Genomic DNA, 14,564 nt, shown 5'->3' on the forward strand with positions numbered 1-14,564 from the left:
ATCGGGCGATCGGCGCCTAGGGCGTCGGGGGCGGCGGGTCCGCGGCCTTCGGTTTGAAGCAGACGCTGAAGGTGGCGGGCTGCAGGTCCTTGAAAGCCTCGACCCAGCTGACCTCGATCGTGATCTTCCCGTTCGCTCCCGGGCCCACTGCCGCCGCCCTGGCGTACGGAGCTGCCGCGTTGGAGACCGTGAACAGCTCGATCGCGTTCGCGGGCGGAGCCTTGTCGTCCCAGCACGCGTCACCATTGACGTCGACCCTCGCGGGGGCCGGGGCGCCGCTCGACGTGGCCGTGGCCCATGGCGAGCAGGTTCCCTCGTCGCTGGGGTCGACGCACTGCCGCACCGTGTAGGTGTTGATGCTGTCGTAGTCGTCGACGCTGGGCGCGTTGCTCCCGACCTTCGCGCCGTTCACGGCCCACTCGAGCTTCGTGCCGCCCGTCTTGCCGACCGCGGTCAGACCGCCCGCGACCTTGTAGTTCGCGCTGCTGCCACCGGGAGCGGGAGTCTTGTTGATGCTGTAGTTCGCGGTGAGCGCGCCGGGCACCGTGCCGATCCGGATCGTGTCTGTCGTTGCCATTGTGACACCGTAATCGCTCCGCGCGCAGGCCGCGCCACCGTAGGATTTCCGCCAGGTCAGGTTCTCGAACTTCGGATCTGAGTCGCCCCCTCGCGTGCAGTCGGCGCCGCCGCCCTGCTTCATCGCGTAGCTCATGGTGATCGATTCGCCGGCGTGCGCCGACGCGGACGCGTCGATCTTGGCCGAGGTGTCTCCGGTGCTCACGATCGACGCACCCGACATTCTCGGCGCCCCGATCACGGTCACGCTCGTCGATCCCTCGGAGCCCGTCGATGAGCCGGTGCCGATGGAGGGCACGTCGAACGAGGTCACGGGGACGGCGGTGACGGTCGTCGCGCCCGCGCCGATTCCCGAGTACTCGCGGTTCCCGCTCGGGCCGGCGAGCGTGCCGTGATTGGTCCCGCCGATGGAGATCCGGAACTCGCGGGTATCGCTCGAGCCCTTCACGGTGACCTTGATGGCGCCGTGCCCCTGGTCGGTGTTCGAACGGTCCTTGACCGGTTCAGCCGACACTGTGGGCGTTTCGGGGGCCTTGTACGCCCACGCGGTCACCGAGTTCGACGGGGCCGATTCCCCGACGGCGTTCACGGCGCGCGCCGAGAACTGGTGTTTCTCACCGTTGCGGAGCCCCGTTGCCACGCACTGGTACGAGGAGGGGCCGCTCGCGGAGCAGCTCGTGGATCCGGCGCCGGAGAGCACGACCGACGACACCGCGGGGTGCGCCTGGCCGCCGAGGGTCACGGCGAAGGTTGCCGAGGAGTCTGAGTAGGCGGTCTGGGTGATGCTCGTCGGGGCGTCGGGTCGGCCCTGCGCGTCGAGCTCGATCGAGCCGGTGCCCGTGCGGCCCTGCGCGTCCTTCACGGTGAAGCTTGCCGTGCAGGTGCCGCCCGTGACGCGGCCGCCCTGCCACCCGACCGAGACCGTGTCGCCGCCCGCGGAGAACGTGCCGACCGCGCAGCTTCCGGCCTGCACCGACACGAGGTGGAGCCCGGCGCCCTGCTTCCCGGCGTAGGGGTCGAATTCGCCAGGGACGCCGATCACCTTGGTGCTGCACGCGGAGCCGACGGTGCAGCGCAGCGAGACGGTGCCGCCGCGCGGCAATTCGCTCGCCGCGGGGCCGACCCGGAGCGTCAGCGTGGAGCTCGAGGTCCCTGCACCGCTCACGTTCACGGAGACGACCTGCTGGGATCCCGGCGTCGCGTTCGCCGCCGCCGACACCTGGGCCGTCGAACCGCTCGCCGCGATCTGGAACTGGGAGCCGCCGCCCGAGACGGAGAAGCGCAGCTTCGACGGGTCGCCCTGGCGTCCGCCTGGCCACTCGACCATCTCGGTGAGGTTGACCGTCTCGGTGGTGCCTGGCGACACGGTCCGGGTGATCGGCCGCAGCTCAGCGACCGGATCCTTCGGCGTGATCGCGACGGGGACGGCGAGTGCGGTCCAGGCCTTCTGGCCATTCAGCCTGACCTCCATCTGGCACGTGTCCACCCACGGCGCGTCCTTGCCCGCGGCGTAGCGTAGCGTCGTTGCGCCCGCGGCGTCGCAGCGAGCGTTGGCGCGGCTCACGGAGAACGGGCCCGAGCCGAGCTCGACGCTGTCCTCGGGGCCGACGTCGACGAGGCTCGCGATGTTCGCCTCGACGCTCTTGTCCTCGTCGACCTTCAGCGGCGCGATGCCGGGCTTGAGGGTGATGCGGAGCTCGTCGAGCGGCGGGATCTGGAGGAACCCGTAGCTCGACACCTTTTCGCCCGAGGAGTCCACGCCGGACACGTTGAACACGACGAGGTCGCCCTCGGGGTTGTACGTGCCGAGGATGCGGTTGCCCTCGACGCGGTACTCCCCGCGGTTGCCCTTCCACACGCTGAGCTTGAGTTTCGACGGGTCGCCTGTGGCCCAGCGCACCTTTCCGGTGAGCACGTCGACGCCCTCGCTCGACAGGAGCGCCCGGTCCCGCACGTTGAGCACCGTGTCGGAGACGGACGGCGCCTGCGTGCCGACTCTCGCCGAGGTCTGCACGACGATCAGGCCTTCCGCCGTGCTCTTCGATTTGTCGGAGCGCACCTTGTACTTGTAGGAGACGATTCCGGGGGCGCTCGCGGGGCTCACGAGCACGCGCCCCTCCTTCATGGCGCTCGCGTCGATGCGCTTGGCGAGCCGCTCGTACTCGGGGCTGCCCTTGCCGCCGGGCACATTGGGGACGACGCTCTGGATCGAGAGTTTGCCCCGCGACGGATCGAGGTCGTTGTCGAGCGGTTTCACGACGGCAGGAGAGCCGCCGGGAACGAGCCGGACGCTGTCGGTGAGCGCGATCGGGGGCTGGCCCGTGTCGGTGCCGTCGGTGACGATGACGCGGAGGGCGCCCTCCGCGGTCCCGCCGCCGGCATCTCTCACCTCGTATTTGAGGGAGCGCACGCCGGCCTTCGCGGTCTCGGATGCGGCCACCTCGATGGCGGATCCGGTGCTGGCGATATTTGCCGTGACCTGCGGATCGTCCGAGGCGGACACCCCGATGAGACGCACGCGGTCGCCGTCTGGGTCGACACCGGACAGCGGCACCTGCAGGCTCGTATCCCCGCCGGGCGCGACGCGCGCGGTGAGCGGTGTGGGGTTCGGGGCCCGGTTGGCGCCCTTGGGCACGACCGTGACGAGCACGCTGCCGACGTCGCTCTGCTGGGGCGCGCTGGCGCCGTAGGCCGTGTACTGGATCCGATAGGTTCCGGCCTTCTGCGGGGCGAGGTAGCGCAGCGTGCTGCCGCTCGCGAAGGCGAGTTCGCCCTTCGCCCCGGAGCCGACGACCTCTGGCCGCAGCATGAGGCGCTCGCCTGGAGCGGCCACGTCGTTGTCGAGCACGCGGATATCGACGACCTGACCGGCGCGAACCGTGGCGTGATCCGCGACGGCGATCGCCCCGGAGGCGGAGTTCTCCGGGACCTGGAACACGGTGAGCGTGCCGTTGCCCTTGCGCCCGTCCTCGGAGACGGTGAGGTTGACCGAGCCGATCCGCCCCGGTGCGCCGGTCTTCGTGGCGCCGGCGACGCGCACCATCGAGTAGTCGATGATGTCGGCGCTCAGGTTGCCGTCGGTCACCTCGGCGCCGACGACGCTGAGGGCGCGGGCCGAGGCGCCCGGCAGCGCGTTGAGGACCTCGACCGTGGAGTCCGCGAGCGGGCGAACGAACGCGCGCAGCGGGGGCAGCACGAGCGACGACGGCGTCGAGATCGCGGTGACCTTGATCGAGCCGGTGATCTCTCCCCCGGTCACGGTGTCCTTGACCGACACGGACACGGTGGAGACGCCGGCGTCCTTCGCGGTGAGTGTGATCGTGCCGTTGCTGGTGTTCGTCTTGACGGTGGCCGCGCCCGACTGCACCGCGGCATCGAGCAGGGCGAAGGATCCGGAGCCGCCGGCCACCCGCTCGAGCGGGTTCACCACGAGCGCGCGGCCCGTCGAGACGGTCGCCGCGGAGTTGGTGAACTTCGCCACCGCGTCGGGTTGCACCTTGACCTGGAGTTCCCTGTGCTGCTCCGCGCCCCGGCTGTCGCTCACGACGATGTCGAGCATCACATCGGACGCACCGGCGTTGGGGTCGAGGTGCCGGAGGGCGAGCCTGCCGTCGGCCGTGACGATCGCGCGCACGGGATCGTCGGCGCGCAGCGGGCGCGCCGAGACGAGAGTCATGACGTCACCGTCGGGATCGACCCACCCCTCGAGGATCGGGGCGACGAGCGTTCCGCCCGGCACGATCGCCGGGACGCCCCACGTCCGCTGGCAGCCCTCGACCGGGCACCACTGCGGGGCGGTGTTCTTCTCCTCCGGCACGACTCTGAGGGTCACCTTCGCGGGCTGGGACTGCAGCGATCCGTCGGTGATCCGATACGAGAAGGAGGCCGTCCCGCGCGCGTCCGCTGCGGGGGACAGCATGAGCGTCTGCCCGTCCGGTGAGATCTGGAGGGTTCCGAAACTCTTCGGCAGACCACCGTTGCCGAGTGATTCCGGAACGATCGTGAGCACGTCGTTCGTGTTGGGATCGAAGTCGTTGAGGAGCACGGGCAGCGGGGTCGGCGTTCCCGCGCGCACGCCGAAGTCGTCGGGAACCGCGGTGGGAGGGAGCTGCTCGGTGACCTCGTCGACGACGACCTTGCCGCGGTTCTCCTTCGGCGGATCGGAGATGCTCCACTGCGAGACGGGGATCATCTTGCCCTCGGGCAGCGTCCACAGCATTCCGGAGCGTTCCTCGCTGAGCACCCCGCGCTCGCCGTTGGAACGGATGAAGGGCTCCCAGTCGCCGCCCGTCTGCACGGACTCGTCGAAGGAGAGCCGCACGGGCTCGCCCTCGCCCGTCCACAGGCTGCCGCTCGACGGGCCGAGCCAGGCTGCGTACAGCGTGCCCTTCACCTCGGCCGGTTTCGCGGGAATCCCGTTCGCCTCGGCGATCCGCTTCGGCGTCCCGCCCTTGGGGACGCTCCACAGCCCGTTCTCGTCGGCGACGAGGACATCGGCTCCCGGCTTCGAGCTCGGGGCCTGCAGGCGCACGGAGGCTCCGGCGGTGAGCTTCGATTCGTCGGCGCCCTGCCGCCAGAGCCTGCCGTCCCTCGTGTCGAGCAGGGCCCACTCGTTCCCCACGAGGGTGAGTTGGGGGTCGGCCGCCCGGCCCGAAACCGCCTCCCCGCCGTTGATGAACTCGCCCTTCGCGAGGTCGAAGCGGTGCACGGCCTTCTCCGTGGCCGAGTACATGGCGACGACGCCATCGGCCGAAACGGAGACGGCGTCGGCCTTGTAGTCCGTTCCTTCCTCGGCGCCCTTCTCGGGCTTTTTCTCGGCGTTCGCTGCCGCGATCGGGTCGATCGGCGAGAGCGACTGCAGATTCCGTGCGATCTCCGCCGGGGTGGCCCGCGCGGGGAGCTCGTTCTCGGCGTCGCGGGTGAGCGAACCGGCGTAAACCGCGCCGGACTCGGTGCGGACCGCGACGTAGCGCCCGACGGAGGTCACGTCCCTGGTGCCCTCGGGCATGCTCACGGCCGCGTTGTCCTCGGCGTTCGCGTCGGACTCGGTGCCTGCGCCCGATCCGGGCCCGCCCGCGCCCTGCTGCTGCGCGGCGCCGCCGGGATTCGAGGCGGTCTGCGCGTTGTCCGCGCCGGACCGATCGTGGTCGTTGAGGTCGACGGGGTTCGCGTCGTCGACGGGCCAGGCACGCCCGTTGCCGTGGCTCAGCACGAGCGTGCTGTCCCCGGCCTGCATGACGCCGGACGGCTCGGACACCTTGCGGACGAGGTCGAGCTCGCCCGTGTCCGTGTTCACGCGCGCGTACTGGCCGGCGTCGCGCGCGACCCAGACCCCCGGCTCGACGCGGGGCGTCTCGCGCGCGTCGTACCCGTTCGCCACGACCGCGATCGTTGCAACGAGCGCGAAGGCGACCGCTCCGGCCATCCACAGCCTGATGTTGCGGGTGCGCTCGGCCTCCGCACGCGTGCGCGGCGCGGGGCGTCCCTGCCCGCGCGGCTTCCGCTGCTTCGCCTTCCAGGCCGCTCCTCGCGGCGCGGCTGCTCCCGGTCCTGGTGAGGGCGGCATACCCGCGCTCATCCTCCCCCTCCGACAAGCGCCCAGATCAGGAGGCCGATCCCGCCGAGGATCGCGATCGCGGATCCCGCGCCGATGATGCCTGCCTTCATGGGCGAAGTGGGGCGGTCCAACAGCACGCCGTCGCTGTCGGTGCCGTTGCGGTCGGCCAGCATCGCCGCCCTGGCTTCCGAGCGCGATACCCGGCCGGGCACCGCGCTCATGACGGGTCCGCGGGTCCCGACCGGCAGGGTCTCTGCCCGCGGCAGCCAGGCCTCAGCGACGATCTCGAGCGGGGTCACGTCGTAGCCGTAGTACCGCTGCAGCCCCTGCAGCGCCTCCCCGAACTCCGACATCGAGGTGAATCGCTCGGCAGGATCCTTGCGGAGCGCGCGCGTGAGGAGCTGGTCGAACGCCTCGTAGCCTTCGACGCCGGGGATCGGGCGGTACGGGGCCTTCACAATGCGTTCGATCAGCTTCGACCGCGTGTTCTGGGTGCGATCAGGCATTTCAAAGGGCGCCTGGCCCGCGGCGAAGGAGTAGAGCGTGGCGCCGAGCGACCACACCTCGCTCGCGGTGCTGCCGGTGCTCTGCAGCCGGACCACCTCGGGGGCCGACCACGGGATCGACATGGCGACCTCGTCGTCGACGTGATCAGGGTGGTTCACCACCTGAGCGATGCCGAAGTCCGCGAGCGCCGGGCGGCCGAGCGTCGTGAGGAGGACGTTCGAGGGTTTGATGTCGCGGTGCAGCACACCGGCGCGGTGCGCGGTCTCGAGCGCCCCCGCCATGCGCACACCGGCGTCGAGAACGTCGCGGAGCGCGGCCGGCCGACCCTTCGTGAGCGCGCCCATCGAGGCCGGGCAGAACTCCATCGCGATGTAGGGGTGCCCGTCGAGCGAGATGCTCGCCTGATGGATCGACACGATCGACGGGTGGCTGCTCAGTCGCGCCATGACGTCCGCCTCGCGCTCGAACACGGCGCGCAGTTCGGCCTCATCGGGTCCGATCGCCTCGCCGCTCAACACCTTCACGGCGACGACACGGCGCGGCATGTCCTGTTCATACAGATGCACCTGGGCGAATCCGCCGCGTCCCAGAGGGCGCACATAGGTGAAGCCCGGGATCACGGGCCTCGGAGGCGCCGCCCGCTCAGCCATTGCACTGACGAGAGCGGGATCCCGCTCGGGGGCGCTGCACGGGCTGGGGACGCATACCACCCATGATATGCGGCCAGGACCCCGGGGCCGAAACGTGATCCTGGGAGCGGTTGCCCCACCGCCACACCGAGAACGGCCCCCGCTCCACTGAGGGAGCGGGGGCCGTTCACTGCGGGGAACTCGCCCCGACGATCCGGACTGCTTACAGGCCGGAGACGTCGAGCGGGATGCCCGGGCCGAAGGTCGTCGAAACGGCGCCCTTCTGCACGTACTTGCCCTTGGCCGACGACGGCTTCAGACGCGAGATCTCGTCGAGCACCGAGGTGATGTTGTCGGCGAGCTGCTCGGCGGTGAAGGAGGCCTTACCGACGATGAAGTGCACGTTGGCGTGCTTGTCGACGCGGAACTCGATCTTGCCGCCCTTGATCTCGGTCACGGCCTTAGCCGGGTCCGGGGTCACCGTGCCGGTCTTCGGGTTCGGCATGAGGCCGCGCGGGCCGAGCACCTTACCGAGACGACCGACCTTGCCCATGAGCTCGGGGGTCGAGACAGCCGAATCGAAGTCGGTGTAGCCGGCGGCCACCTTCTCGATCAGCTCGTCGCCACCGACCTCGTCGGCGCCGGCGGCGAGAGCCGCCTCAGCCGCGGGGCCGACCGCGAACACGATGACGCGGGCGGTCTTGCCCGTGCCGTGGGGGAGGCTGACGGTGCCGCGCACCATCTGGTCAGCCTTGCGGGGGTCCACACCGAGCTTGACGGCGACCTCGACGGTCGAGTCGGTCTTGGTGGAACCGGTCTCCTTCGCCAGGGCGACAGCCTCGGCGGGAGTGTAGAACTTGTCTGCCTGAATCTTCTCGGCAGCGGCGCGGTACGCCTTCGACTTCTGTGCCATATCCGTTGCCCTTACTCGACCGTGATGCCCATGGAGCGAGCGGTGCCCGCGATGATCTTCGACGCAGCGTCGATGTCGTTCGCGTTCAGATCGGCCTGCTTCTGCTCGGCGATCTGGCGAACCTGCTCGGCGGTGACCTTCGCAACCTTGACGGTGTGCGGGGTGCCGGAGCCCTTCTGCACGCCAGCAGCCTTCTTGAGGAGCTCGGCGGCCGGCGGGGTCTTCAGGATGAAGTCGAACGAGCGATCCTCGTACACGGTGATCTCCACCGGGACGATGTTGCCGCGCTGGGACTCCGTGGCCGCGTTGTAGGCCTTGCAGAATTCCATGATGTTGACGCCGTGCTGACCCAGCGCGGGACCCACGGGGGGTGCCGGGTTGGCGGCGCCGGCTGCGATCTGAAGCTTGATCAGACCGGTAACCTTCTTGGCCTTTGCCATGATTGTTTCCTTTCGCTTCGAACCCGCGCGGATGCGCGCGTTCTCCCGCAGATCCGGCCGATCCGGAACGCGGTGATGATTTGCGCACGGCGAAGCCAGGCGCAAACCACACAATCATACCCGATTCCGCGAGAATCCGCACCCGGAGGCGCACCGGCAGCGTCTCCCCGGAAACACGAAGGGCCCCGCACTCGGCGGGGCCCTTCGTCGCAGATCCGCGCGGGATCTAGACCATCTTGGTGACCTGATCGAAGCCGAGCTCGACCGGGGTCTCGCGCTCGAACAGCGAGACGAGGACGGTGAGCTTGCCAGCGGCAGGGTTGATCTCGCTGATCGTGCCGGGGAGGCCCTCGAAGGATCCCGACTTGATCGTGATCGTCTCGCCGACCTCGAAGTCGATCTCGACGTTGCCCTGCGCCGCAGCGTTCGCGGCGGCCTTGCCCTTGGCGGTCGCGGCCGGCTCGAGCTCGACCGTGCTCTTCAGCATCTCGAACGCCTCGTTGATCCGGAGCGGGACCGGGTTGTGGGCGTTGCCAACGAAGCCCGTGACACCCGGGGTGTGACGCACGACCGACCAGGTGGTCTCGGTGAGGTTCATGCGGACGAGCACGTAGCCGGGGATCCGCACGCGGGTCACCATCTTGCGCTGGCCGTTCTTGACCTCCATGACCTCTTCCATGGGGACCTGGATCTCGTAGATGTCGTCGACCGCGCCCATCGTCTCTCGACGGTTCCACAGGTTCGACTTCACCTTGCGCTCGTAGCCGGCGTAGGTGTGGATCACGAACCACTTGCCCGGGCGGCGACGCAGATCCTTCTTGAAGGCCTTGTAGGGATCCTCGGCGGACTCGGCAGCGTCTGCCTCGCCGTCCTCGGTCTCCGCGTCGGAGATCGCCGCCGCTGCGGCATCGGCCTCCTCGGCGGTGTCGATATCGAGCGCGTCCTCGACGGCGGCATCGGCAACCGGGTCGACCGACTGCACCAGCGCGTCGAGGGCCGCGTCGAGATCGGCCTCGGGAGTGTTCTGGTTCTCGGTCGTCATGTTGCTGCTTTCCTTGCTCGGGGTTCGAAGTGGGGTGCGCTCCGGGCTGCTGCCGGGCTCCGCCACCCCGTTCGCCGGGGTCGTGCGGAGGTGCCTACTGGAGTGGCGTTCCGAAGATGAAGATCGTGACGAAGCCAAACACCTGATCGAGTGCCCACACGAGCGCCATCATGATGAGGACGAACGCGATCACCACGATCGTGAAGTTGATGAGCTCCTTGCGGGTCGGTGTGACGACCTTCTTCAGCTCGGCGATGACCTGCTGGATGAAGAGCACGATCCGGCTGAACCAGTTCCGCTTTGCGGCGCGATCCGCCTTGGCGCGCTCGACCAGGCCGCCGCCGCTCTCCTCGACTTCACTGCTGCTCACTCGGCTGTCCTTTCGATTGTCTCCCCCGGTGCCTGACACCGGGGGAGATCGGCAGGGCGGACAGGACTCGAACCTGCAACCTGCGGTTTTGGAGACCGCTGCGCTACCAATTGCGCCACCGCCCTATGGAGTTCCCATCGGGTTGAACTTCGCCGCTCAGCCGACCCAACGTGGGGCCTTCAGGCATGGGAAATTCTGGCAGATGTCAACTACCTCGCACTACTGTACGCGATCCCGGGCGGGTTGTCGAACCAGTGCGCGACGGCCGCGCCTCCGAATCCCCTCACCGTCTGCGAGGGGATCGCGACGCGGACATGCGCGCGAGGCTAGGATCGACGTGTGACCAACAACTCCCGTCTTTCGAAGAAGATTGCCGCCATCGCAGAGTCCGCGACCCTCAAGGTCGACGCCAAGGCGAAGGCCCTCCAGGCCGAGGGTCGGCCCGTGATCAGTTACGCGGCAGGCGAGCCCGATTTCGCCACCCCCGCGCACATCGTCGACGCCGCTCGCGTCGCGCTCGACGACCCCAAGAACTTCCGCTACACCGCGGCCGTCGGCCTGCCCGAGCTCCGCGAGGCGATCGCCGCGAAGACCGCGCGTGATTCCGGCTGGGCGGTCTCGCCCTCGCAGGTCATCGTCACCAACGGCGGCAAGCAGGCCGTCTACCAGTCCTTCCAGGTGCTCCTCGACCCGGGCGACGAGGTCATTGTGCCCACCCCGTATTGGACCACCTACCCCGAGGCGATCCAGCTCGCCGACGGCGTGCCCGTCGAGGTCTTTGCCGGCGCCGATCAGGGCTACAAGGTCACCGTCGAGCAGCTCGAGGCCGCGCGCACCGATCGCACGAAGGTCCTCCTCTTCGTCTCCCCCTCGAACCCCACCGGCGCCGTCTACTCCCCCGAGGAGACCAAGGCGATCGGCGAGTGGGCCGCGGCGAACGGCCTGTGGGTCATCTCGGACGAGATCTACCAGAACCTCACCTACGACGGCGTTCGCGCCACCTCGATCGTCGAGGCCGTCCCCGAGCTGCAGGATCGCACGATCCTCGTGAACGGCGTCGCCAAGACCTACGCAATGACGGGCTGGCGCGTGGGCTGGATGGTCGGCCCCGCCGACATCATCAAGGGCGCAGCCAACCTGCAGTCGCACCTCAGCTCGAACATCAACAACATCGCGCAGCGCGCCACGATCGCGGCCCTCACGGGCCCGCAGGAGCCGGTCGAGGAGATGCGTCTCGCGTTCGACCGCCGCCGCCGCCTGATCGTCGAGGAGCTCAACAAGGTTCCCGGCTTCGAGTGCCCCGTTCCCGAGGGCGCGTTCTACGCCTACGTCGACGTCGCTGGCGCACTCGGCAAGACGTACCGCGGCGTCACCCCGACCACGTCGCTCGAGCTCGCGGACCTCATCCTCTCCGAGGCCGAGGTCGCCGCGGTTCCCGGCGAGGCCTTTGGCCCGTCCGGTTACCTGCGCTTCAGCTACGCGCTCGGCGATGAGCCGCTGGTCGAGGGCATCCGCCGCATTCAGGCGCTGCTCTCCGAGTAGCCTCGGCCCGGGATCCGGCCTCGGCGCCGGATTCCCGCGCACTGCACGGGCGTTCACTCCTCACGGAGTGGACGCCCTTTGCGTTCTCGCGCTCGACCGGCGGTCGCTCCGGAGACCCTCGACCGGCGGTCGCTCCGGAGACCGAGGCGGAGACTACGGCGGCGGGTCCTGGGGTTAGCTCGGCCCCCGTCTCTGCCGAACCATCAGAGACGGGGGCCGAACCCAACCACCCCCGTGGAGGTCCATCCGCGACGCGCTCACCAGTGGGGTGGCGATCCATCGAATCATCGGATGAACAATCACGATGCTAGATTCGCTTTTCGCTTCTGTCTAGATGTGCGCACCGACTTATTTAGATTCGCTCCATATGGAGCTTCACCGTCACGGTATTTGACCCAAATTCGCGCAAAGAGACCGGGAATAGATCCGAGGGGTCGGTGTTATCTTTATATGCAAGCGCATATAACGGAGGCATTCATCATGGAATTCGGCATCTTCTCGGTCAGCGACGTCACCCGCGACCCGGTCAGCGGCGTCACGCCCAGCGAGGCCGAGCGCATCACCGGGCTCACGGAGATCGCGGTCCACGCCGAAGAGGTCGGCTTCGACGTCTTCGCGATCGGCGAGCACCACAACCCGCCCTTCTTCTCCTCGAGCCCCACGACCTTCCTGTCCTACGTGGCGGCCAAGACCAAGACGCTGCGGCTCAGCACCTCGACGACCCTGATCACCACGAACGATCCGGTCCGGATCGCCGAGGAATACGCGATGCTCCAGCACCTCGCCGGCGGCCGCATGGACCTGATGCTGGGTCGCGGCAACACCGCGCCCGTCTACCCCTGGTTCGGCAAGGACATCCGCACGGCGCTCCCCCTCGCCCTCGAGAACTACAACCTGCTCCACCGCCTCTGGACCGAGGACGTCGTGGACTTCGAGGGTAAGTTCCGCACGCCGCTGCAGGGCTTCACCTCGACCCCGCGCCCCCTCGACGACGTGGCCCCCTTCGTGTGGCACGGATCGATCCGCACCCCTGAGATCGCCGAGCAGGCCGCCTACTACGGCGACGGCTTCTTCGCGAACCACCTGTTCGCGCCGTCTGAGCACTTCATGCGCCTCGTCAAGTTCTACCGCGAGCGCTACGAGCACTACGGACACGGCACGCAGGCGCAGGCGATCGTCGGGCTCGGCGGCCAGACCTTCATCGCGAAGAAGTCCCAGGACGCGATCGACGGATTCCGTCCCTACTTCAACGAGGCCCCGGTCTACGGCCACGGCCCACGCATGGAGGACTTCACGAGCCAGACGCCGCTCACGGTCGGCAGCCCGCAGGAGGTCATCGACAAGACGCTCACCTTCCGCGAGAAGTTCGGCGACTACCAGCGGCAGATGTTCCTCATCGACCACGCCGGCCTTCCCACGAAGACCGTCATGGAGCAGCTCGATCTGCTCGGCAGCGAGGTTCTCCCGACCCTGCGCGCGGAGATGGCGAAGGGCCGCGACCCCGAGGTCCCCGAAGCACCGACGCACGAGAGCCTGGTCAAGGCCAAGTACGGCGACGCCGAGCCACGCCAGCCGCGCCCGAACGCCAACCGCGGCGACAACGTTACTGGCGGCTCGCCCTACCAGGACTCCCCCGCCAAGCGCGGCTCCTCCTTCGGGCTGTAGACCATGGTTCCCACGGGAGAGCGCACCGATGTGCGCCTCGCGAACCACGCCTGGGAGGCGCTCATGACGGCCCACTCGGCCCTCATGAGCGTCTTCGGGGCGGAGGGAATGTGGGGCGACATCAGCATGCGCGAGTACGACGTGCTCTACACCCTGTCCAAGGCGGATGCCCCGCTCAAGATCTGCGACGTCCAGAGCGGCGTGCTGCTCAGCCAGCCGGCGCTCTCGCGCATGCTCGACCGCCTCGAACAGCGCGGTCTGGTCAGCAAGCATCCCGATCCCGAGGACCGTCGGGCGGTGCGGATCTCGCTCACCGAGGCGGGCGCCGCGCTGCAGCGCCGCGTCGGCCTCGCCCACGCGAAGAGCGTGGCGCGCGAGGTGGGCGGAGCGCTCACCGCTGATGAACTGCAGGATCTCGCGAGGCTCTGCGGGAAACTCGCAGGCCGCTAACGACACCGGGCAGATCGCCCACCAGATCAGATTCACCCAGGAGACATCATGACCGCACCATACGATGGCGAAATCGCCGCCTCACCGAGCCCCGGATCCGGAACAGCCGACGCCCCGCGCGAAATGACCCTCGCCCTCGTGAGCGCGGGCACGAGCGATCCCTCGACGACCACCATGCTCGCGGGTCGCGTCGCGGAGAAGGCCACGACGATCGCGGCGGAGCAGGGCATCGCCCTCACGACGCGCGTCGTGGATCTGCGCGCGCTCGCCGAGGACGTGACGACCGCGCTCGTCACCCAGCACATCTCCCCGGCGCTGCAGGAGGCGAGCGACATCATGCGCGACGCCGACGCGATCGTCGCCTCGACGCCCGTCTACAAGGCCGGCGCGAGCGGGCTGTTCACCGCGTTCTTCCAGGTGCTCGACAACGACCTCCTGATCGGGACCCCGGTGGTCCTCGCCGCGACGGCGGGCAGCGCCCGCCACGCGCTCGTGGTCGACGATCAGCTCCGCGGCCTCTTCGCCTACCTGCGGACGATCGTCGTTCCGACCGGCCTGTTCGCCGCCCCCGACGACTGGAACAGCAGCGAGTTCGGCAAGCGCATCGAGCGCTCGGCGACGGAGCTCGTCGCGCTGCTCGCCGGCGGCTTCCGCGCCGCGGTGCGGGGCGACGCCTGGGGCTCCTACCAGCACTCCTACGGCAGCGCCGGCGGCACGGAGCTCGGCATCGACCTCGACACCGACCTCATGCGGCTCGCAACGGGCGGCGCCTGATCCTGCGCGGGATCGGTCCGGCCGCAGCCGTGTCGATCCGCATCGGGCGCGATCCGCGCGGCTGATCGTGCCGGATCCCGATCCCGTCGCACCAGCGCG

Annotated in this window: 10 protein-coding genes and 1 tRNA gene; 4 read left to right on the top strand and 7 right to left on the bottom strand. The window is 69.0% G+C overall.

Features of this window, described 5'->3' with window-relative positions:
- Nucleotides 1–16 precede the first annotated feature (16 nt).
- The 7 genes from JD292_RS06215 to JD292_RS06245 all read right to left on the bottom strand — a co-directional run bounded on the left by JD292_RS06215 (nt 17) and on the right by JD292_RS06245 (nt 10,159).
- On the bottom strand, nt 17–6,142 hold the full coding sequence (locus JD292_RS06215) for an Ig-like domain-containing protein (RefSeq protein WP_200131868.1): 6,126 nt from the start codon (nt 6,140–6,142) through the stop codon (nt 17–19).
- Between the two features lie 8 nt (nt 6,143–6,150).
- Nucleotides 6,151–7,290 carry a serine/threonine-protein kinase gene (locus tag JD292_RS06220; protein ID WP_200131869.1) on the bottom strand — a complete coding sequence of 380 codons (1,140 nt, stop codon included), beginning with the start codon at nt 7,288–7,290 and terminating at the stop codon, nt 6,151–6,153.
- 202 nt (nt 7,291–7,492) lie between these two features.
- Nucleotides 7,493–8,182, bottom strand: a complete 690-nt coding sequence (gene rplA / locus JD292_RS06225; RefSeq protein ID WP_200131870.1) for a 50S ribosomal protein L1 — start codon at nt 8,180–8,182, stop codon at nt 7,493–7,495.
- Between the two features lie 11 nt (nt 8,183–8,193).
- Complete coding sequence (gene rplK / locus JD292_RS06230; protein WP_166321341.1) at nt 8,194–8,622, bottom strand: 50S ribosomal protein L11; 429 nt, start codon at nt 8,620–8,622, stop codon at nt 8,194–8,196.
- 226 nt (nt 8,623–8,848) lie between these two features.
- On the bottom strand, nt 8,849–9,664 hold the full coding sequence (nusG, locus tag JD292_RS06235; protein ID WP_200131871.1) for a transcription termination/antitermination protein NusG: 816 nt from the start codon (nt 9,662–9,664) through the stop codon (nt 8,849–8,851).
- 94 nt (nt 9,665–9,758) lie between these two features.
- Nucleotides 9,759–10,034, bottom strand: a complete 276-nt coding sequence (secE, locus tag JD292_RS06240; protein WP_200131872.1) for a preprotein translocase subunit SecE — start codon at nt 10,032–10,034, stop codon at nt 9,759–9,761.
- A gap of 52 nt (nt 10,035–10,086) precedes the next feature.
- Nucleotides 10,087–10,159, bottom strand: a tRNA-Trp gene (locus JD292_RS06245).
- Between the two features lie 214 nt (nt 10,160–10,373).
- Between JD292_RS06245 and JD292_RS06250 the strand changes: the two genes are divergently transcribed.
- The 4 genes from JD292_RS06250 (at nt 10,374) to JD292_RS06265 (ending at nt 14,465) form a co-directional block, all read left to right on the top strand.
- Nucleotides 10,374–11,576, top strand: a complete 1,203-nt coding sequence (locus tag JD292_RS06250) for a pyridoxal phosphate-dependent aminotransferase (protein WP_200131873.1) — start codon at nt 10,374–10,376, stop codon at nt 11,574–11,576.
- A 480-nt stretch (nt 11,577–12,056) separates the two neighbouring features.
- Nucleotides 12,057–13,241 carry a CE1758 family FMN-dependent luciferase-like monooxygenase gene (locus tag JD292_RS06255; protein WP_200131874.1) on the top strand — a complete coding sequence of 395 codons (1,185 nt, stop codon included), beginning with the start codon at nt 12,057–12,059 and terminating at the stop codon, nt 13,239–13,241.
- A gap of 3 nt (nt 13,242–13,244) precedes the next feature.
- Nucleotides 13,245–13,691 (top strand): MarR family winged helix-turn-helix transcriptional regulator, encoded by a 447-nt coding sequence (locus JD292_RS06260; RefSeq protein ID WP_200131875.1) that lies wholly within the window; start codon nt 13,245–13,247, stop codon nt 13,689–13,691.
- A 48-nt stretch (nt 13,692–13,739) separates the two neighbouring features.
- Nucleotides 13,740–14,465 carry a CE1759 family FMN reductase gene (locus tag JD292_RS06265; RefSeq protein ID WP_200131876.1) on the top strand — a complete coding sequence of 242 codons (726 nt, stop codon included), beginning with the start codon at nt 13,740–13,742 and terminating at the stop codon, nt 14,463–14,465.
- Nucleotides 14,466–14,564 lie beyond the last annotated feature (99 nt).

The sequence above is a fragment of the Leucobacter edaphi genome (genome assembly GCF_016522535.1).
GTDB classification, from domain to species: domain Bacteria; phylum Actinomycetota; class Actinomycetes; order Actinomycetales; family Microbacteriaceae; genus Leucobacter; species Leucobacter edaphi.